At 40.7% G+C, this 19323-nt stretch carries 20 protein-coding genes; 1 reads left to right on the forward strand and 19 read right to left on the reverse strand.

Annotation, left to right across the window (positions count from 1 at the left end):
• Positions 1 to 104 precede the first annotated feature (104 nt).
• A complete protein-coding gene (locus ABNX05_RS15075; RefSeq protein ID WP_349660472.1) occupies positions 105 to 1535 on the reverse strand; it encodes a DHA2 family efflux MFS transporter permease subunit in 1431 nt (476 codons plus the stop codon).
• Between the two features lie 169 nt (positions 1536 to 1704).
• Between ABNX05_RS15075 and ABNX05_RS15080 the strand changes: the two genes are divergently transcribed.
• The gene (locus tag ABNX05_RS15080; protein WP_349660473.1) at positions 1705 to 2238 is read left to right on the forward strand and encodes a TetR/AcrR family transcriptional regulator; all 534 of its coding nucleotides are present in this window, start codon (positions 1705 to 1707) and stop codon (positions 2236 to 2238) included.
• 145 nt (positions 2239 to 2383) lie between these two features.
• Here the strand turns inward: ABNX05_RS15080 and rnz are convergent, their stop codons facing one another.
• The 18 genes from rnz to ABNX05_RS15170 all read right to left on the reverse strand — a co-directional run bounded on the left by rnz (position 2384) and on the right by ABNX05_RS15170 (position 19192).
• Positions 2384 to 3316 (reverse strand): ribonuclease Z, encoded by a 933-nt coding sequence (rnz, locus tag ABNX05_RS15085; protein WP_349660474.1) that lies wholly within the window; start codon positions 3314 to 3316, stop codon positions 2384 to 2386.
• A 98-nt stretch (positions 3317 to 3414) separates the two neighbouring features.
• On the reverse strand, positions 3415 to 4251 hold the full coding sequence (locus tag ABNX05_RS15090; protein ID WP_349660475.1) for a class I SAM-dependent methyltransferase: 837 nt from the start codon (positions 4249 to 4251) through the stop codon (positions 3415 to 3417).
• Positions 4248 to 5747 (reverse strand): cobyric acid synthase, encoded by a 1500-nt coding sequence (locus ABNX05_RS15095; RefSeq protein ID WP_349660476.1) that lies wholly within the window; start codon positions 5745 to 5747, stop codon positions 4248 to 4250. The genes ABNX05_RS15090 and ABNX05_RS15095 overlap by 4 nt, the downstream gene beginning before the upstream one ends.
• A gap of 230 nt (positions 5748 to 5977) precedes the next feature.
• Positions 5978 to 6514 (reverse strand): cob(I)yrinic acid a,c-diamide adenosyltransferase, encoded by a 537-nt coding sequence (locus ABNX05_RS15100; protein ID WP_349660477.1) that lies wholly within the window; start codon positions 6512 to 6514, stop codon positions 5978 to 5980.
• Positions 6515 to 6528: 14 nt separating this feature from the next.
• Positions 6529 to 7089: a nitroreductase family protein gene (locus tag ABNX05_RS15105; RefSeq protein WP_349660478.1), complete on the reverse strand. Its 561-nt coding sequence runs from the start codon at positions 7087 to 7089 to the stop codon at positions 6529 to 6531.
• Positions 7090 to 7121: 32 nt separating this feature from the next.
• A complete protein-coding gene (cobA, locus tag ABNX05_RS15110; protein WP_349660479.1) occupies positions 7122 to 7889 on the reverse strand; it encodes a uroporphyrinogen-III C-methyltransferase in 768 nt (255 codons plus the stop codon).
• Positions 7886 to 8524 carry a precorrin-2 dehydrogenase/sirohydrochlorin ferrochelatase family protein gene (locus ABNX05_RS15115; RefSeq protein ID WP_349660480.1) on the reverse strand — a complete coding sequence of 213 codons (639 nt, stop codon included), beginning with the start codon at positions 8522 to 8524 and terminating at the stop codon, positions 7886 to 7888. The genes cobA and ABNX05_RS15115 overlap by 4 nt, the downstream gene beginning before the upstream one ends.
• Entirely contained in the window at positions 8517 to 9884 is a 1368-nt protein-coding gene (locus tag ABNX05_RS15120) for a cobyrinic acid a,c-diamide synthase CobB (RefSeq protein ID WP_349660481.1), read from the reverse strand. The genes ABNX05_RS15115 and ABNX05_RS15120 overlap by 8 nt, the downstream gene beginning before the upstream one ends.
• 11 nt (positions 9885 to 9895) lie before the next feature.
• Entirely contained in the window at positions 9896 to 11017 is a 1122-nt protein-coding gene (locus ABNX05_RS15125) for a cobalt-precorrin 5A hydrolase (protein ID WP_349660482.1), read from the reverse strand.
• Positions 11010 to 11795 carry a precorrin-4 C(11)-methyltransferase gene (gene cobM / locus ABNX05_RS15130; protein ID WP_197143132.1) on the reverse strand — a complete coding sequence of 262 codons (786 nt, stop codon included), beginning with the start codon at positions 11793 to 11795 and terminating at the stop codon, positions 11010 to 11012. The genes ABNX05_RS15125 and cobM overlap by 8 nt, the downstream gene beginning before the upstream one ends.
• Positions 11795 to 12502 (reverse strand): precorrin-2 C(20)-methyltransferase, encoded by a 708-nt coding sequence (gene cobI, locus ABNX05_RS15135; protein WP_349660483.1) that lies wholly within the window; start codon positions 12500 to 12502, stop codon positions 11795 to 11797. Before cobI ends, cobM begins: the two co-directional genes overlap by 1 nt.
• Entirely contained in the window at positions 12495 to 13715 is a 1221-nt protein-coding gene (gene cbiE / locus ABNX05_RS15140) for a precorrin-6y C5,15-methyltransferase (decarboxylating) subunit CbiE (protein WP_349660484.1), read from the reverse strand. The genes cobI and cbiE overlap by 8 nt, the downstream gene beginning before the upstream one ends.
• Positions 13672 to 14805, reverse strand: a complete 1134-nt coding sequence (locus tag ABNX05_RS15145) for a cobalt-precorrin-5B (C(1))-methyltransferase (protein ID WP_349660485.1) — start codon at positions 14803 to 14805, stop codon at positions 13672 to 13674. The genes cbiE and ABNX05_RS15145 overlap by 44 nt, the downstream gene beginning before the upstream one ends.
• Positions 14805 to 15464 carry a precorrin-8X methylmutase gene (locus ABNX05_RS15150; protein WP_349660486.1) on the reverse strand — a complete coding sequence of 220 codons (660 nt, stop codon included), beginning with the start codon at positions 15462 to 15464 and terminating at the stop codon, positions 14805 to 14807. Before ABNX05_RS15150 ends, ABNX05_RS15145 begins: the two co-directional genes overlap by 1 nt.
• Before the next feature lie 12 nt (positions 15465 to 15476).
• A complete protein-coding gene (gene cobK / locus ABNX05_RS15155) occupies positions 15477 to 16238 on the reverse strand; it encodes a precorrin-6A reductase (protein ID WP_349660487.1) in 762 nt (253 codons plus the stop codon).
• Positions 16235 to 17131, reverse strand: a complete 897-nt coding sequence (locus ABNX05_RS15160; protein ID WP_349660488.1) for a sirohydrochlorin chelatase — start codon at positions 17129 to 17131, stop codon at positions 16235 to 16237. The genes cobK and ABNX05_RS15160 overlap by 4 nt, the downstream gene beginning before the upstream one ends.
• 14 nt (positions 17132 to 17145) lie before the next feature.
• Positions 17146 to 18816 carry a precorrin-3B C(17)-methyltransferase gene (cobJ, locus tag ABNX05_RS15165; RefSeq protein WP_349660489.1) on the reverse strand — a complete coding sequence of 557 codons (1671 nt, stop codon included), beginning with the start codon at positions 18814 to 18816 and terminating at the stop codon, positions 17146 to 17148.
• Positions 18817 to 18820: 4 nt separating this feature from the next.
• Positions 18821 to 19192: a (2Fe-2S) ferredoxin domain-containing protein gene (locus tag ABNX05_RS15170; RefSeq protein ID WP_349660490.1), complete on the reverse strand. Its 372-nt coding sequence runs from the start codon at positions 19190 to 19192 to the stop codon at positions 18821 to 18823.
• Positions 19193 to 19323: the final 131 nt, after the last annotated feature.

Raw genomic sequence — 19323 nt, forward strand, 5'->3', positions numbered from 1 at the left:
TTTTCTTCACTTCTACTATAAAAAAATAGTAGCACAAACCATGGCCTTGGTTTGTACTACTAATGTTAGTATGTTTTCAAAGTTATTTATTCAAATCTATACATTCACAAACTATTGTTTACTCTTTTTTTAGATGGAACAAATAAAGTTAAAATAAATGCGAGTATCGCTAAGATGGTCATGAAATAATAAGCATCACTTGAACCTAAAATGGAAGCAAGCGTACGTATACCTTCAGCCGTCGCATTCGGTGTTTCTACTAGCAATGTTTTTGCATGGTTTGTTGTTTGTGCTGTGAAAATTGTAATGACAACAGCAGAACCGATTGCACCTGCAATTTGTCGTAATGTATTATTCACTGCTGTACCATGTGTGACAAGTGTTTTAGGTAATGCATTCAAACCAGCTGTGTTCAATGGCATTGTGATAAAACTCAACCCTATACGTAGAAAAATGGTACGTATCATTAAAAAGCTAAATGTTGTTGTTTCTGTTAAATCTGTTACAACCCACATGGAAGGAATGACGAAAATCAAACCGATAATAAATAACGGCTTTGCACCAAAGCGGTCATACATTTTTCCGGTCACTGGAGACATAAAGGCATTTACAAGAGCACCCGGTAATAATAATAAACCAGCGTCTAATGCCGTAAACCCTCTTCCATTTTGTAAATACATCGGTAATAAAATCATATCCGCATACATCATCATTGTGACAATAATGTTGATGATGGACGTTAGCGTAAATAGTTTATTTTTAAAAACGGATAAGTTAAGAAGTGGATCAGAAGATTTCATTTGGCGAAGACAGAATAATGCAGTAGTCATTATCCCCACAATTATAGTAACTATTACAATGTTATCATTCCAGCCATGGCTACCTGCATTACTAAAACCATACAAAATAAAACCAAAGCCAATTGTCGATAAAATAACACTCACTACATCTAACTTCGTGTTTGCTGTTTCTGAAACATTAATTAAATATTTCATTGCCATGAATATAACGATCACGACAAATGGAATTATTCCGATAAATAACCAACGCCATGAATAATAATCGATAATGAAACCTGCTAAAGTTGGTGCAATGGCTGGAGCGAAAATCATTGCAAGCCCAATTAACCCCATCATACTACCTCTTTTTTCAGGAGGGAAAATAAACATTACGATGCTCATTAGCAATGGCATAATAATTCCTGCTCCAACCGCTTGAATCATACGACCTATTAGTAAAGTTGTGAAGTTCGGAGCTATTGCACAAAAAATAGAGCCTACTAATAAAAACAGCATTGAACTTATAAATAATTGTCGTGTTGAAAAACGTTTCATTGAGTATGCTGTAATAGGGACTAGCACCCCATTTACTAACATAAATCCAGTAGCTAACCACTGGACTGTTGTAGCAGAAACGGAAAATACGTCCATTAAATTACTCAATGCAACGTTTAACAGCGTTTGATTAAGAGTAGATAAAAAACACCCGAAAATTAATACTGTTAATAATACTTTTTTATTTATTGATTCCGACATTTCATTCTGCCTCTTTCTACTTGTTTTATTAACAACATGTCAATAAAATAGATAATAACACGTTTATTTTTTGATTCCTATTTACAATTTTTCAAGAAGTGTCAATTAAACAACAAAAATAAAAATACTATTAATTAAATTTGTATTTAATAGATAAAGGAGAATGAAATTGCCCACACAAAAAAAGCAAGACCCACGAGCTATTCGCTCTAAACGGGTCTTTAAAGAAGCTGTCGTAGATATATTAATCGAAAACCCAGATATTTCGAAACTTACAGTACAAAAAATAGCCCAACGTGCAGAGCTAAATCGAGCAACTTTTTATTTACATTTTGTCGATATAAATGATTTATTAAAACAAGTAGTTTACGATATTTTCGACGACCTGTTGTCGAAAATGTCTCCAACTTTACAAATTGATAATTTAAATAATCAAGAACAACTAATTACGTTTTTAGATTATATTTATAAGCACAGGAAAATTTTAGCTGTGCTATTTGAGCACCCTGGTTTCAATAAAAAAATGCATATGACATTAAAGGACTTGATTGTCATACAACGTAAAAGTGAAGGTGCTGATAGTACACTATCAATGGATATTCTCGCCTCTTCAATACTGGGGATCCTTATGTGGTGGCTCAGAAATGGGGTACATTTTAGCTCCGAGTATATAGCAAATCAAATCGTTGAATTATATCGATAAAAAGGTCTTCCGTCCATGCTTTTGATGCAGAGACAAATTAATTGTTGTTGCTTTCGCACAGAAAACACTTTGCTAAATAAAGATAAAAGTAGCTTTTAAATGAAATGTCATTTAAAAGCTACTTTACGTTTTTGGCTGAAAGAAGTTAAATTAACTTATTGTTATTCCATGTAAATACTGATTGATCGGATGTAAGGAAGGTTTGTGGGAAAATCTCCTGTGCATCTGCTAAAAATTCCGGTAAATCTTGTGGTAAAAAGCGGGCACTTAAATGGTTCAGAAGCAAATAGTTTGCACCTGCTTGTTGTGCTACATTAGCCGCTTCGACATTTGTAGCGTGTCCATAGCTCGCTGCTAAATCTGTCGTAGTGCCATCAAAGGTCGCTTCATGAATAACGATATCTGCTCCATTAGCTAATGAAACAGCCTCTGGACAGTATTTTGTATCGCCTAATATTGTGAGTGTAAAGCCTTTTTTCGGCGGAGCAACGACATCTTTTGCATAAACAATAGTGCCATCTGCAAGCTCAATATCTTTCCCAGCTTTTAGTTGTCCTAATATCGGGCCTTTAGGAACACCTAGAGCCTGTGCTTTTTCCATTAACAATTCACCAGGTAAATCTTTTTGTTCTATACGGTAGCCAAAGCATGGAACTACATGTCGCAATTCACTTGCACTTACTGTGAAGTGTTCGTCCTCATAAATAACACCTTCATGGACTTCAACAAATTGTAATGGATATGTTAAATGTGTCTTTGATAAGGCTAAGGTTTGCTCAATCCATTGCTGTAAACCTTGAGGGCCAAATATTGTTAATGGCTCATCTCCACCTTGAAATGAACGAGAGCTTAAAAAGCCAGGTAGGCCAAAAATATGGTCACCATGTAAATGTGTAATGAATATTTTCGTTACTTTACGTGGCTTTAACGATGTGTGCAAAATTTGATGTTGAGTCGCCTCCCCACAATCAAACAGCCACATTTCCCCCACTTCATCTAAAAGCTTCACCATTAAGGCACTTGTATTTCGTTCCTTTGAAGGCATTCCTGCGCCTGTTCCTAAAAAATGTAGTTGCACATATGCCACCTCACTTCTATTTCTATCGCTTTATTGTACCTTATCGTGCACAATAAGAAAAACCTTTGGTCATTAAGTGCAGTCCAAAGGTTTCGTAATTATTTCGGCTCCCATGATACGAGCGCAGCGTGGAAATCATGACGATAATAATAACGCCCATTCTTTTCTTCAATAAATGGCAAAAGCGACTCTTCAACATGTGCTCTATTAAAAGAATCATTCAATATTTTTTTACTTTGTGTTGTTACAAGCTGCTCATAGCTGTCATATTCATATACTCGTTCTAATGGGATAATTTTGCATTCGGCATAAATATCCATTTCATACAGCAAGTTTAAAAATTCTATATAATCTCTTCGTGGAAATTTAATATCGTAGCCATACTTTTCGTATAAAATTTCATAATGGGGTTGAATCGGCCCTGTCGTCATGCCAATAATTGCACGCTTTTTAGCTAGACGATTCATATGGTAAAGTGCTGATTTGATGTCATACATACGATAGAAGCAATTGACACCGATGACGATATCGTGCGCTTCTACTTCATCCTCAGCAAGGTTTTCCCATTTTGCGTGAAGATAAGAAACATGTTGCCTAGCTTCCATGCAATTTTCTAAATAGGTAAGAATACTTGCTGAGCTATCTACACAAGTTAGCTTTCGCACATGCTCAGCAAGCGGAAATGTATAATTGCCCCAACCTGGACCAATTTCCAATACCGATTGCTCGGGCTGAATACTTTTTTTAATTTCTTGAAAAATTTTTGCAGCATAAGGATCTGTTTGTCCAGCCTTTTTACGGGCGATGGACTGCGCCCAAAACTGCTCCTCTAATTGATCATTGATCATTCTTTCAGGCATTTGGCCATGCCAGTCTTTCATACCTTCCTGCCATAACGCCTCATAATCAATGGCTAACGGACCTTTTCTTGTCATACAGGTACCTCTAAATTCATAATTTCGTATACTTTTTTCATATCAAGATTCGCACGCACATGCTTTGCCAGCATATTGTATGCATCTTCTCTACGTTCTGCGTCACTTTTTACATCACTTGGTAAAGCAGAGAGGCCCTTTTTCAGGCGAATGTCGTTGATGAGCTGTCGTGTAAAGGTGCGATTATGGAATAAACCGTGGAAATATGTTCCGATTACTAATTCATCTGCACTTACTGCCCCATCTAAGCGCCCATCTGCAAGCTGTAAAAATGGCGATACTTCATCACGCAAAATTTTTGTACGTCCTAGATGAATTTCATAACCAGTAAACGTATCCTGCCCTCTTGTTCCTGTCATTTGAACTGTCTTTTTATCGCCAACAAATACAGTTTCCATTGGCAATAATGCTAAGCCTTGCGCTGACTCGCCATTTCCTTCTACTGCATCAGGATCTAGCAACGTTTCACCTAGCATTTGGAAGCCACCACAAATGCCAATAATTTTTGTCCCTCGTGCACGTAAATTAGCAATCTCTTGATCGAATCCCTGTGCCTTTAACCAAGCTAAATCATCTATTGTACTTTTGGTTCCAGGTAATATAAGTAAATCGGGCGTACCAAGCTCATTGACATTGCCGATTAAACGTACACCAACCTCTGGCTCATCAAAAAATGGATCAACATCTGTAAAGTTTGAAATGCGCGGCAAGCGAATCATGGCCACATCCACCGCAAACTCTCCAGGCTTAGGCTTTTTAAAGCGTAATGAAGATAATGCTAGTGAGTCTTCAGCCTCTATATTGACCTCTACATACGGTACAACTCCAAGGACAGGAATCCCCGTTTCACGTTCTACCCATTCAATGCCATCATCAAGTAACTCACGCATTCCTCTGAATTTATTAATAATCAGCCCTTTTACACGTGCCCGTTCTGCATCGTCAAGTAATGCGAGCGTTCCAACAATCGATGCAAACACGCCTCCTCGATCGATATCTGCAACTAGCACAACCGCAGCATCCGCTAGATGAGCCATGCGCATATTAGCTATATCACGGTCTTTCAAATTAATTTCTGCCGGGCTTCCCGCACCTTCAAGGACAATGACATCATATGTATTTTGTAAAGTCCGCACTGACTTTTCAACGATTGGCATCGCTTCTTGGACGAATTGATTGCGATAGCTTTTAGCGTCCATATTTAAAAAATGCTTACCATGAACAATCACTTCCGATACCATATCCTGCTTAGGTTTTAGCAATATCGGATTCATATCCGTAGTAGCGACAACACGTGCCGCCTCTGCTTGTACACCCTGTGCACGACCAATTTCCCCGCCATCTTGAGTAACAAACGAATTCAGGGCCATATTTTGCGATTTAAACGGTACTACCTTTAACCCATCGTCAGATAAAATACGGCACAGCGCAGTACATATCATACTTTTCCCTACATCAGAAGCCGTTCCTTGAATCATGATAGATTTTGCTGGCATAGTCTTTCCCCTCCCTTATTTTTTGTTGAAGCGCGGATGTTCTGCTTCCTTCCGCGGGTATTTCACTCCATATCGCGGGTATTCCGCCTCGTTCCGCGGGTATTGCTCCATAACGCGGGTATTCTTCCTCGTTCCGCGGGTATTTCACTTCAAATCGCGGGTATTCCGCTTCCTTCCGCGGGTATTTCACCACAAAGCGCGGGTACCCTTTCCGATTCACTGTGCATCAATTAAAATTCTAAACCTTTAACTGCTGGTATGCCTTCCTCATAATAGTGCTTAGTCGCATCAATTGTTGATACTAAATCGGCCATTTCCACAAGTGCTGGGTTAGCGCTACGTCCGGTTACTACTAAATGCATGGTAGGTGGGCGTTGCTGAATGGCTTCGATAACTTCGGATAATGGGAGCACATCATCGATTGGGAATTTTGTTATTGCAAGTGCGTTGTTGAGTTCGTCTAATACGAGTAGATCAATGCTGTCGTCTTGCAGGGCGGCCTTTGTTTTTTCCCATGCCTTTGCTAAAGCGGCACGATGTTCCTCGGGTGTTTTTGTCCAAGTGAAGCCAATGCCCATTTGCTCCATTTCTACGCCAAGCTTTCGAAGAGCAATTTGCTCTCCGTATGTGCGCTCGGGTGATTTTATAAATTGCATATATCGGACATTTAGGCCTCGACCAACTGCGCGTAATGTGACACCTAGGGAAGCTGTTGTTTTGCCCTTTCCTTCACCTGTATAAACTAAAAACAAACCTTTTCTAGCCATTGTTTAAGCCTCCCTTAAAGCCATGTTGTTTTTTCTTCGATTGGACTTCTTTTCTTGTCTTTAAGCTCTTGCTCTTCTGGATAGCCGATAAAGATTGTTCCTACTACTTTTTGTGATTCATTTGCGCCTATAAATGCATGCATACGTGGGTCATGAACTAGCCCTACACCGCGTGTACGCCATACAAAGCCAAGCCCTAGCTCCTCTGCGGCAAGCCACATAGACATGATGGCACTGCATACGGCAAAGACATTATCTGCTGTTGCATCAGCATCATTTTCAACAATATCTGCTGTAACAACAATGGCAACAGGCGTTGTTTGAACAACCTTTAGCGAGCTTTCTACTAAATTGGGCTTTGTAGGGAATCGCTCCTGTAAATAAGCATTTGCCATTTCCTCATAGCGTTTCATCGCATCGTCTTGAATAACATAAAAATGCCAAGGCTCACGCATACGGTCATTTGGAGCATATGTGGCAGCTTGTAAAATTTGCTCGATTTTCTCTTTTTCAACAGGCTGTTTCGTGTAATTGCGAATCGCCCGACGATTTTTTAAAGCCTCCATAACTGTCATGATGTGTTTCCTCCTTATGCTCAAATAACTTTTTATGAAAGGGCAAGTCCTTGCTCTTCAAACCATTGAATTTTCTCTCGTACATTGACAACCTCGCCAACGACAATCATGGACGGGTTATGGTAGCCTTCTCGTTCAATAATAGTAGCTATTTCATCAAGCTGACCTGTAATGGTACGCTGTTGATCTGTTGTTCCCCACTCAATTACAGCGACTGGGGTTGTTGCCTTACGACCATTTTCGATGAGTTTTCGAGAAATATAAGCAATATTACCAACACTCATGTAAAAGGCAACTGTATCAATACCTGTTGCAAGTGCAGGCCAATTTAAAAAGTCCTGTCCTTTTTCCTCACGACCGTGCCCTGTTACAAGAGCAAAGCTTGTTGCAAAATCACGGTGTGTTACAGGAATACCAGCATACGCCGGTGCAGCAATTCCTGCTGTAATACCAGGTACAATTTCATAAGCAATACCATGATTTTTTAAGATTTCCGCTTCCTCTGCACCGCGACCAAAAACGAATGGATCGCCACCCTTTAAACGTGTGACAATCTTGCCTTCCTGCGCTTTTTCGACGAGTAATGTATGAATCTCATCTTGAATTAAGTGATGCTTTCCAGGTAATTTACCACAGTACACAAGCTCAGCATCTTTTTTTGCAAACTCTAGTAATTTCGGGTTCACAAGGCGGTCATAAGCAATGACATCTGCCTTTTGAATACATTCGAGCCCGTACACTGTAATGAGCTTCGGATCTCCTGGTCCAGCTCCAACTAAATACACTTTTCCGTCTTTCATCGCGCTACTCCCATCAGTATTTGTTGTAAAAATGCTTCACGTCTATCAATCTCTCCATTGCGTGTCCATTCTAGTAAGCTCGGTTCCAGTAATGCTTGTAGAGCGTTGCGTCTTTCTGGACCTTTTTCAAAGTTCGCAGCAATCATTAAACGTGCTTGCTGTAAGAAGCATACATAGTCATCATAGACTTCATCAAATTGCTCTTCGAGGTCATCTTTAATTTTACGCGCTAGCGCTGGACTGGCACCTGACGTTGAAACAGTTAACACTAAAGGACCACGGCGCACTGTTGCAGGCGTTATAAAGTCGCTTTCAGCCTGTGCATCAGCACGATTGATGAGCTGCCAATGCTGGGCTGCTTCTTGTACAGCCTCATTTACGGACGTATCATTTGTTGCCGCAATAATGAGTGATGCATCATCTAAATCACGCGGTTCAAATTCTTTTTCATGCCACGTAATTTGACCGGATTCCGCAAGTGGCAACAATGAGTTATCTAGAGTAGGGCTTACAACGACAATATTCGCTTTAGCCGGTAGTAGTGATGCAACCTTTTGTGTTGCAACGTGCCCCCCACCAACAATTACTACGGTTTTATATTCAATGTTCATGTGAATAGGAAAATAATTAGTCATGATTTTTCACCTTCTTACAAGCTGTTAACCAATTGTCAACTAGCTTTGGGTTCGATACAAAATGAAAATGAGTGTAGCCAGCTACTAAATTTCCTGCTTGGTAGCCCTCTTGTTTGTTACCCAAGCGCCCCTTCGTTTCATAGGCAGGCGTATTGTGTGAGCCGCTATATTTAGAATAGTGGAATTCATGTCCTTTAGCTTCTTCATCCGTACCAATTAAAAAATTATGCTGTGTGCCAAAAATTTCACGGTAACCTAGAGCTGCTAGCTTTGTTTGCATCGCTACTTCTCCAGGAATAACACCAACCATGTCATAACGGTCACCATTACTATTCGTAATAGCCTCCGTCAAATACATGAAGCCTCCGCATTCAGCTAATGTCGGTAGACCTTTGGCAACCGCTTCACGAATAGACTTTTTGACATCCGAATTTTCCGCTAAAATATCTGCAAATTCCTCTGGGAATCCCCCACCTATATACAAACCGTCTGCTTCTGCGGGAACAGGCTCATTCGCAAGTGGTGAGAAAAATTGCAGCTCTGCTCCTTTTGCACGTAGCAGCGCCAAATTTTCTTCATAATAGAAGTTAAACGCGGCATCCTTTGCTACGGCAATGCAAATATTTTGTGATGGTTGTTCTGCAAATAGTTGCCCTGATTCTTGTAGAACAGGAGCCTTTGTTAATTCAAGCAATAGCTCTAAATCAATCGTTTCCGCCATTAAAGAGCCTAGCTTATCAAAAAATGTATCGAGTTCTCCTCGTTCAATCGCTGGCACTAACCCTAAATGGCGACTAGGAATATCAATCCCTTGCTCACGCTTCAAATAGCCGATCACAGGAATACCGCACTCCTGCTCAATAGCAGCTTTCGCAATTTCATAATGGCCGACACTTCCTACTTGATTGGTAATAACACCAACGATATTCGGTTGATCGGACAACAATTGGAAGCCTTTCACAACTGCCGCTACACTTCGTGCCATACTCGCACAATTGACAATTAAAATAACAGGACTCTCTGTTACAACACTAATGTCTGCTGCAGAGCCAGCATCCGATAGTGGACTTTTGCCATCATAAAAGCCCATTACTCCTTCAATAATGGAAACATCAGCATCTTCACTTGCGCGCGCAACTATATCACGCACTGCTTCATGTGAAAACATCCAGCTATCGATATTACGTGATACCCGTTCTGTAACAGCAGTATGATAAGTAGGATCAATATAATCTGGACCACATTTAAAGCCCTGCACAATTTTGCCCTTTTCTTGTAATGCTTTCATGAGTCCAATAGTAAAGGTTGTTTTACCAACTCCACTGCCAGTACCTGCAAGTACAAAGCGATTTGTTTGCATAGGCTTCCTCCTTAAAATGTTAATCTAGCAACAGAAATAGTAGCATTTCCTGATTTTTTCTTTTCTAGCACAAGCGACTTCACTTGCGTATAACGCATTGCGGCAGGCTCACTCACTCCGTATGCTCCGGTATATTTAAAAACGGTTTCCGAAGGTGATGGGAAATCAATTTCATTTAATTCCGCCGGTGAATATGTAACAAATTCCCAATCGCATTTCTTCGTTATTTCAAGGAAGCATTGCTCGTCTTTCTTTAAATCAATCGTACATAACGCTTTGACACTTTTTTTCGAAAGCTTCAGCTCAGCAAGAGTTTCATCAATAACTTGCTCAATTTCTTCCACAGATGTCCCGCGATTACAGCCCATACCAAGCACGACGGATTTCGGTCGATAAATAACACCATTTTCAAGAAGCACTTCTTCCTCTTGTTCAATGATGCGATCAGTAATGAGCAATGTCGCATGTGGTTTCGCTGTAATCGCCGCATATGTTGACGGATAAATTTTAATTTCCTCTGGCATCGGTGTGTCACGCATCCACCAGTCACGTTCCCCCGTTTCCTGAACGATTGCGACGTGCTCCTCGTTTACAACAGAGGCACTTACAGGTGTCAGTTTATCAGCACTATCCCATACCCAACCAAAACGTGCCCCAAATAAATCAACCGGAATCGTTTTTTGCACATCTGAAGCTGTCGTAATAATTGGATTTGCTCCAAGCGCCGCAGCAACTTCATGCGTCAGCTCATTGGCGCCACCAAGATGTCCCGATAAAACACTAATTACATTTTCACCACGATCATCAATAACAACTACGCCTGGATCTGTCTTTTTATCCTTTAAAATCGGTGCTATCATGCGAACAACTGCACCGAGTGAGATGATTAAAATTAAGCCTTTATATTGCTTAAAAAGAGTAGGAAGCAGTAAACGCACAGTACCTGTAAACATTTGAATATGCTTTTCTGCTTCATCCCCCTGCTCAAATTTGCTCATGTAATATAAGTCGCTCGCAGCAAAAGTATGCTGCAAGCGACGTCCAATTTGAACACCATGCTTTGTAATGGCGACAACTGCATATGGATTTCGTTGGTCAACCTCTGGTAAGACGCCCTCTTGTAACTCAATCACTTGTCTTCACACCTTTTCTAAAGCCATGTGTGAAAGTAGCATCATATAATTTCGAACGATATTGATCTTTATCATGAATAGTCGGATCTAATGCCCAGCCAGCTAAAATCATCGCATGCTTACGAATACCGTTCACACGCATTGCTTCATCCAGTTCAATTAATGTTGTACGTACGATTTTTTGATCTGGCCAAGAAGCTCGTTGAATAACAGCGACTGGTGTATCATCAGCCCAGCCAGCACTTTGTAATTCTTTTACTATTTTCTTCGTTAGCGTTGCGCTTAGGAATAATGCGATCGTACAGTGATGACTCGCTAAATCGCGTAGCTTTTCGAATTCTGGTACAGGGGTACGTCCTTCGGCACGCGTTAAAATAAGTGTTTGTGTTAAGTCAGGAATTGTTAATTCAGCCCCGATTGCCGCTGCAGAAGCGAAGACAGAGCTTACACCAGGAATAACCTCATAACCAATGCCTTCTTTTTTTAATAGGGCCACCTGCTCCATGATCGCACCATACATAGCAGGGTCTCCCGTATGCATACGAGCTACTACTTTACCTGCATTAACACGATCTACCATGACCGCTACCATTTCCTCTAAATGCATACCTGCTGTACGAATAACTTCAGCATCTGGTCTTGCCTTTGCGATCAGGTCTTCATTCACTAAAGAATCTGTATACATAACAACGTCTGCTGTTTGTAGCATATGTAAGCCTTTAACTGTAATTAAATCTGGATCACCAGGACCAGCGCCGACAATATATATTTTCTTCATTATTTACGCACCACCATTAACGTTAAATATTCTAAATCGACACCGTCTAGTTCGCGTACATCCCAAATGATTTCCTCATCAGATGTTACCTTCGTTACGACTGATGCCTTATCAAGTAAGTCTAAATCACGTAGTACCTCAAGCATTAAATCAATAACCTTCGCTACTTTTATGAACACTACTGCGTCGTGACTTTCAATCGCTTCACGCATAGCCTCATAATCATCATGAGCAGGTACAATGGCAACACGGTCATCGCCATCTGCCAGCGCAATTCCAAGTCGTGATGCTGAACCGTTGAACGAAGAAATACCAGGAACTGTTCGAATTTCCACTTCAGGGTGCATGTCCTGCATAAGCTTCATCATATGGATGAACGTACTATATAATAATGGGTCTCCTTCTGTTACGAATGCAACGTCCTTACCTTCTTGTAATTTTTCATAGACAAGTTGAACTGATTTCGTCCATTCACGTTCTAATACTGCTTCATCCTTTGTCATTGGAAATACTAAACCAAGCATATCCTTTTCTTCTGGGTTAATGTAGACATCGACGATACGATGTGCGTAGCTTTTACTGCCCTTTAGTTTTTTCGGATACGCGATAACAGGGGATTCCTGAATGACACGAAATGCCTTAACTGTTATTAACTCTGGATCGCCAGGACCTACGCCCAAGCCATATAAAATACCAAGATTACTCATGATTTTCTTCCTTTCTATATGCAGAAATAATGTAAATCGGATTTAATGGAACAAAACGTGTCATATCTAATATTGGTTTGCTGCGTGCAAGTTGCGCCTGCAATATATCAACAGCAAAGCCACAAGATTTAAACGCTTCGACAGCCTTATATAAATTTTCAATAGTTGCAGCATTCAATACAATACGACCGTTTGCCTTTAAACGTGAACAGCATAATTGTAAGAGCTCCACCATTTCTCCTCCTGTACCACCGATAAATATCGCATCCGGGTCAGGGAAGTTTTCAAGTCCCACTGGTGCTTTACTATGAATAGCTGTAATATCTACACGAAACTTTTGCTGATTTTGCAAGCAATTGTCTAAATCAGGTGCGTTTTTTTCTACGGCAAATATTTGGCCTTCTGGTGCAAGCTTACCGGCCTCAATAGCCATGGAACCAGTACATGTACCAACGTCCCAAACGATGCTATCCTTTTGTAGCTGCATTGCTTGTAAACTTAAGACACGAATTTCTTTTTTTGTAATTAGACCTTTATCGGGCTTACGCTGCGAAAATTCTTCATCATCAATACCGAGTGCATAACGTTTCGGCACTGTAGTTTGCTGAAGAATGACTACATTTAAAGGAGAAAAATCAGCCATTTCTAATTCATCAAGCGAATACCAGCCGAATTTTTCATTTGCGCCCTGTAAATTTTCTGCGACAAATGCACGGTATTCTGTCATGCCAAAATGCTTTAAATAACGTGCCAACTCATTTGGATTATTCTCTGCATCTGTTAGCAGTGCCACTTTCTTTTTACCATCAATACGTTGTGCTAAACCTTTCATCGAGCGCCCATGAATACTTGTGACATACGCATCCTGCCAGCTTTCTCCCATCTTAGAAAAAGCAAGCTGCACTGAGCTCATATATGGATAAACCTCAATGTCTAGCTTTTTCGCTAAATACCCACCGATTCCGTAAAATAATGGATCTCCTGACGCTAAAATAACTGTATTTCTCGTTTCCGCAGACAATCTTTCAACTAGCGCTGAAAGACCACCTTTTATCAACATTTTTTCACCGGTAAAGTTCGGGAAAAATTCTAGAACACGCTCTCCACCAACAAGCACCTCACAGTCTTCAATCCACTGCTCGTATTGTGGTAGTAAGCTTTCTTGTCCGTTATCCCCGATCCCAATCAATTTCATCGATCGATGCAATGTCATCAGCCCTTCCTAATAATTGTCCCTGCATCGAATAGATCGATGTGGAAAGCGTTAAACCGCCCTTAATGTGATGTATGGATGAATAGCAGCACGCCTCACATAAACGGTTGAAAAATGAATCATAACCTTTTTCCGCCATAATTTCACCGACTTGTGAAGCAGTGTTAGCCTCTCGTACCTCGGCTACGGTTTCTTCATCAGCCCCTATATCTACTGCTAATTGAGCTAAAAAATTAAAATCGATAGGAGCACTTTTGGAGTGCACCATCATGACACCTTGTGCCACTTTCGAGAATTTCCCCATCATCCCAACAAGCGATACTTTCTTCATACCAAGTCGCTTACAATGCTTTAATGTAAAGCCAACAAAATCGCCCATCTCAATGAACGCTTCCTCTGGCAAATCAGGGTATTGTGCCATTGCATACTTTTCACTGCGTCCACCTGTAGTGACAACTAAATGCTCACAACCAGCCTCTTTTGCAACACTAATCGCTTGGACGATACTGGCCATATACGCGGAACTCGAAAAAGGCACGACGGTTCCCCTTGTGCCTAAAATGGAGATGCCTCCAATAATACCAAGGCGCCCATTTAACGTTTTTTTAGCAATTTCCTCACCTTCAGGGACGGAAATAACTACGTTAACGCCTCGTTTAATTTGAAATTCATCGAGTACGCCTTGTACAGTACTATGAATCATCTTTCGTGGCACAGGATTGATGGCTGCTTCTCCAACAGGTACTGGTAAGCCGGGCTTTGTTACACGCCCGACACCAATTCCACCGTCCAGATGAATGCCTGGTATATCTGACCAGCTTACTGTGCCAACAATGAGTGCTTTATGGGTTGCATCTGGGTCATCACCAGCATCCTTAATCGTTTCACAGCTAACAGCATCGCTCTGAAATGTACATTTTTCTATCGTAAAGGTCGCATCTCGCCCAATCGGTAAATGAATGGTACTAGTTTCTTGCTCTTCATTTGTAATTAAGGCAAGTAATGCAGCCTTCGTTACTGCAGTCGCACAGGATCCCGTTGTATAACCGTGACGCATGTCTTTAGGATCTTTTTTAGGCTTCCGCTCCATTATTTTTTCGCCTGTTCATCCGCTAAAAGTGAGACAGCATTCAATGCGGCAACCGTCACTGTACTACCGCCTTTTCGACCAACATTTGTAATGTACGGAATACCTTCTATTTTTAATAGCTCTTCCTTCGATTCTGCAGCAGAAACGAAGCCGACTGGCATTCCGATAATTAAATCTGGTTTCACTAAACCTTCTTTAATTAAACGAATTAATTCAAGCAATGCTGTCGGCGCATTACCAATTGCGTAAATACCACCTTCATGTAATTTAGCAGCCTTTTGCATAGAGATAATCGCACGTGTTGTGTTTTGTTTTTTCGCTTCAATTGAAACGTCTTCATCTGCAATATAGCAGTGTAGATCGCCACCATGCTTTTGGAAGCGTTTTTTCCCTGAACCACTTTCAATCATTTGCACATCTGCAATGACATGACGACCTGCAAGAATTGATTTAATACCTGCTTCAATCGCTCCTGGTGTAATAATAACGCTACGTCCTAGTTCAAAGTCAGCAGAAGCGTGAATGATGCGGCGTACAATTTTCCACTCGTCTTCTGAGAAGTTATGCTCGCCCATTTCCTCTGCAATAATTGAGAAACTGTAATCGTAAATTTTATCTGGGTCTACTGTTAATGGTTTGAAATCTGTTTTAAAGTCCATCTGAATTGCCTCCTAAAGTGTGTTTTGTACAGCTTGTAATACATCTTCAAATGTAGAATATTGCTGTCCGTATTTGATATTTGGTCTTGCAATTAAAATCGTTTCAATGCCACATGCAAGGGCAGCGTCCAGCTTTTCATCCACCGAGCCAACCTTGCCGCTTTCTTTCGTAATCATCAATGTCACACCATATTGACGAAAAAGAGCTTCGTTTAATTCCTTTGAAAAAGGGCCTTGTATAGCAATAATATCTCTTTGTGCCACACCAAGTGCTTCACATTTTTCCATATTATCGAGTCGAGGAAGCATACGCGCAATCACTCGTGTATTTTCTAAGCCATGTAACACCTTTGTAAAAGTCGCTAGTGTTTTACTGCCCGTCGTTAGCATAATGACTCCACGTTTTTCCGCTGCTACATGGGCAGCTTCCTCATAATCCTTCACAACCGTAATTAGTGGATGGGCATAATGCTCATGAGCACGTTCATAGCGAATATACGGAACATTTGCTTTTTCAGCTGCTGCCATCGCATTCTTTGAAGCTTCTTCAGCAAATGGATGAGAGGCATCTACAACTAAACGGTATCCTTGCTCCGTAATAATCGTCGCCATTTCCTCAGCCGTTAATCGACCGATTAAATATGATAGGCCCACTTCTGCAAGGCTTGAGGCTGCTGAATCAGTAACGACGGTTGCTGTCACAGCGTAACCTGCTGACTGTAATTCAAGTGCTAGATTCCTTGCATCGCTCGTCCCCGCTAACATGAATATCATTGCACTGGCTCCTCTTCATGATGACGATGTTCATGGTCGTGATCATGGTCATGATCGTGGTCATGATGGTGATGATGATGCGCATGTCCATGAACCGCCGCATAAGCACGATAATTTTCTAAATCTTGCATACCTGTTGATGTACCATTCACAGCTTGTTCAATTCGCTCTAATAACACATTTTGTAAACGATCATGATAGCCAAAATAATTGGCAATTTGAATATCACAGTCAGCATATTTTTCGTTAAATTGCTTACACATACCATTCATTCGTTCCATTAAGATACCAGTGAATAAAAAGTACGGTAGCATTATGATTTTTTTAGCACCAAGCTTCACACAGCGCTCAATTCCTTCTTCAACACGAGGATCTGTAACCCCCATAAATGCGCTTTCTACATATTGAACCGGGAGTTTCTCCCATAACAGGCGTGTAATTTTATAAAAATCACCATTTGCATATGGGTCGCTGCCGCCTCGTGCAATTAATAAAACCGCAGTATCCTTATGTTCTTCTTCAGCATTAATTCCAATTTCTGCTAAACGATCTTCTAAAATCGCAAATATTTCTTCATGGATACCGATTGTTTGACCATATGTGAACGTAATATTTGGATAATGCTCACGCGCATGTTCGATTTCTGCTGGAATATGCATTTTTGAATGTCCAGCATGAAGAAGAATAATCGGAATAACATGCACCTCTGTAGCGCCCTTCTTCACACAATTCGTAATACCTTCTTCGATGTTCGGCGAGGCAAACTCTAAAAAACATGTTTCTACTAAAAAACGCTCATCAATACGAGGTTTCATTTGCTCGATAAACGTGCGTACCTCTTCATTTCCTGCTTCTAAACGGCTCCCGTGGCCGACAAATAAAATTGCTTTCATCTCATTACCCCTCACTAGTCGCCGCATGGAGCTGGCTCAACTTTTATTTTTGAAGACATATCCTGATACGTAAAATGTAGGATCTTTTTCACACGTTTGAAGTATTTAAACAAACGTTCATTTGGATGTGCATTTGCTTTATATTCTTCGATAATGTCGGTAATAAGCGGTATTAGCTGTTCAGGTTCTAATCCCTCAACTACAGGCTGAGCCGCATGTGCTGTCCGACCAACTGGCTTGGCACCAATGAAAACATCGAATTTACTTTTACGATAAACAATGCCAATATCATCAAATACGGCTCGATAACACGCCATACCACAGCCATTAAAACCAATATTCAATGTTTTCGGTAACGACATGCCACCAAGCTTTTCTTGAATCTCTTCCGCATATGGGATCGAATCGGTTTTTTCTCCGTAACAGAAATCACAAGCCTTTAACGAAAGCACGTCACCAATTGGTGTTAGTAAAAAGCCTACTTCGCGAAGCTTTGCTGTAATCTCTCCTGGCTCAGACGTAGGAATTTTTAAATGAATTTGGTGGTCTGGTGTATACTCCATCGTTCCTTCCTCACCAACTACTTCAGCTAAGGTCATCATTTGTTGAGGAGTAAAAAACTTATTGGCTACCCCAGGACTAACAGCTAATTCAAAAACCGATTCGATTTTTTGTTGAACGAGCTTAGATGTTACTTTCACAGCGCTAGTTCCCTTCACCTTTGCCAGAGCTGCTGTTGCCATTTCAAGGGATGACTTTTTAGGCTTTGGTTGTGGTGTTATAGCTAAACTGGGCTTTATACGATTGGCATTCGGATCTGTTGCAAAATCATTTCGCGCTGCCCCAGTTTCTTGATTCATTGCCCATGGTTCATTTTCTTCCTTTAGTCGTTGATGTGGTCGTAACGGCTGTTTTTCTTCTCCAAGTGTATATTTACGCTGATAACCACGTGGTGTAATCATTTTATTGTCATAGAAAAATGTTGTTGAATTCCCGATAATAACGGTTGTTAACATGCCGATATCATGTTCAAGCATTTCTGCTAAAGTCGTCATCGTAATTTCTTGACGGTCACGATACGCGCTTTTCACAAGTCCAACCGGTGTATCTGGCGAACGATATTCTAATAAAATTCGTTGAGCCTCTACAATTTGTCTCGTACGACGTCCACTTTTTGGGTTATAAAGCGCAATAACAAAATCCGCCATCGCCGCTGCTTCTACTCGCTTAGCAATTAAATTCCAAGGTGTTAAGTGGTCACTCAAACTAATTGTACAAGCGTCGTGCATAATAGGAGCACCTAGTAAACTTGCACACGAATTAATAGCAGAAATACCTGGAACAATTTCTACTTCGATACCAGTAGCTTCAGTCCATCCTAGCTCGATTAATACTTCATACACTAATCCAGCCATCCCATAAACACCGGCATCACCGCTGGAAATAACCGATACGATACTTCCAGCCTCTGCTTGACGTACCGCTTCCTGTGCACGTGAAACTTCCTCTGTCATACCAGTACTAATAATCGACTTTGCACTAACTAAATCTTGAATAAGCTCAACATAGGTTTTATAACCAATAATCATATGACTTTGTTGTAGTGCCTCTACAGCACGAGTCGTAATATGTTTAAAGTCTCCAGGGCCAAAGCCAACTACGAAAATCTTACCTTTTTGCGCCATTTTGTTACCCCTCTTTCACCTTTTCAATACCTTTAATGGCTGTTGTTTGTGCTGTACGCTGTAAAGATCCTTCACGTAAAGTAAAGACATGCTCATTATGTAAAGATTCATGATTTAAATCTTGTACGAGTGCCTTCGCATGCGATGTTGTCGGCACGCGGTACCAATTCCCTTGAGGATAAGCAATGACAACACAAGCATCTTTACACCTACCATTACAGCGAGTCCTTGTCGTATGTATTTCCTTATCAAGTTCCAGTACCTGTATTTCATCACGAATTGCCTGAGTAATGTCCTCAGCATCTTTTTTCATACAGCTACTACCATTGCATATAAAAAGATGTGTTTTCATCCCCTCTAAATTCCAAGTTGTCATAGTTTTTCTCCCCTCATTTGCTTTTAGGAAAAAGAAAAACCTTTACTCTAGACGAAGAGTAAAGGTTTAGTAGAAGCCAAATAAAAACGAATATATACAGGTACTCGCTCTCGCTTCAACTTCTCCCTCCG

The organism is Lysinibacillus zambalensis (assembly GCF_040183165.1).
GTDB lineage: Bacteria > Bacillota > Bacilli > Bacillales_A > Planococcaceae > Lysinibacillus > Lysinibacillus zambalensis.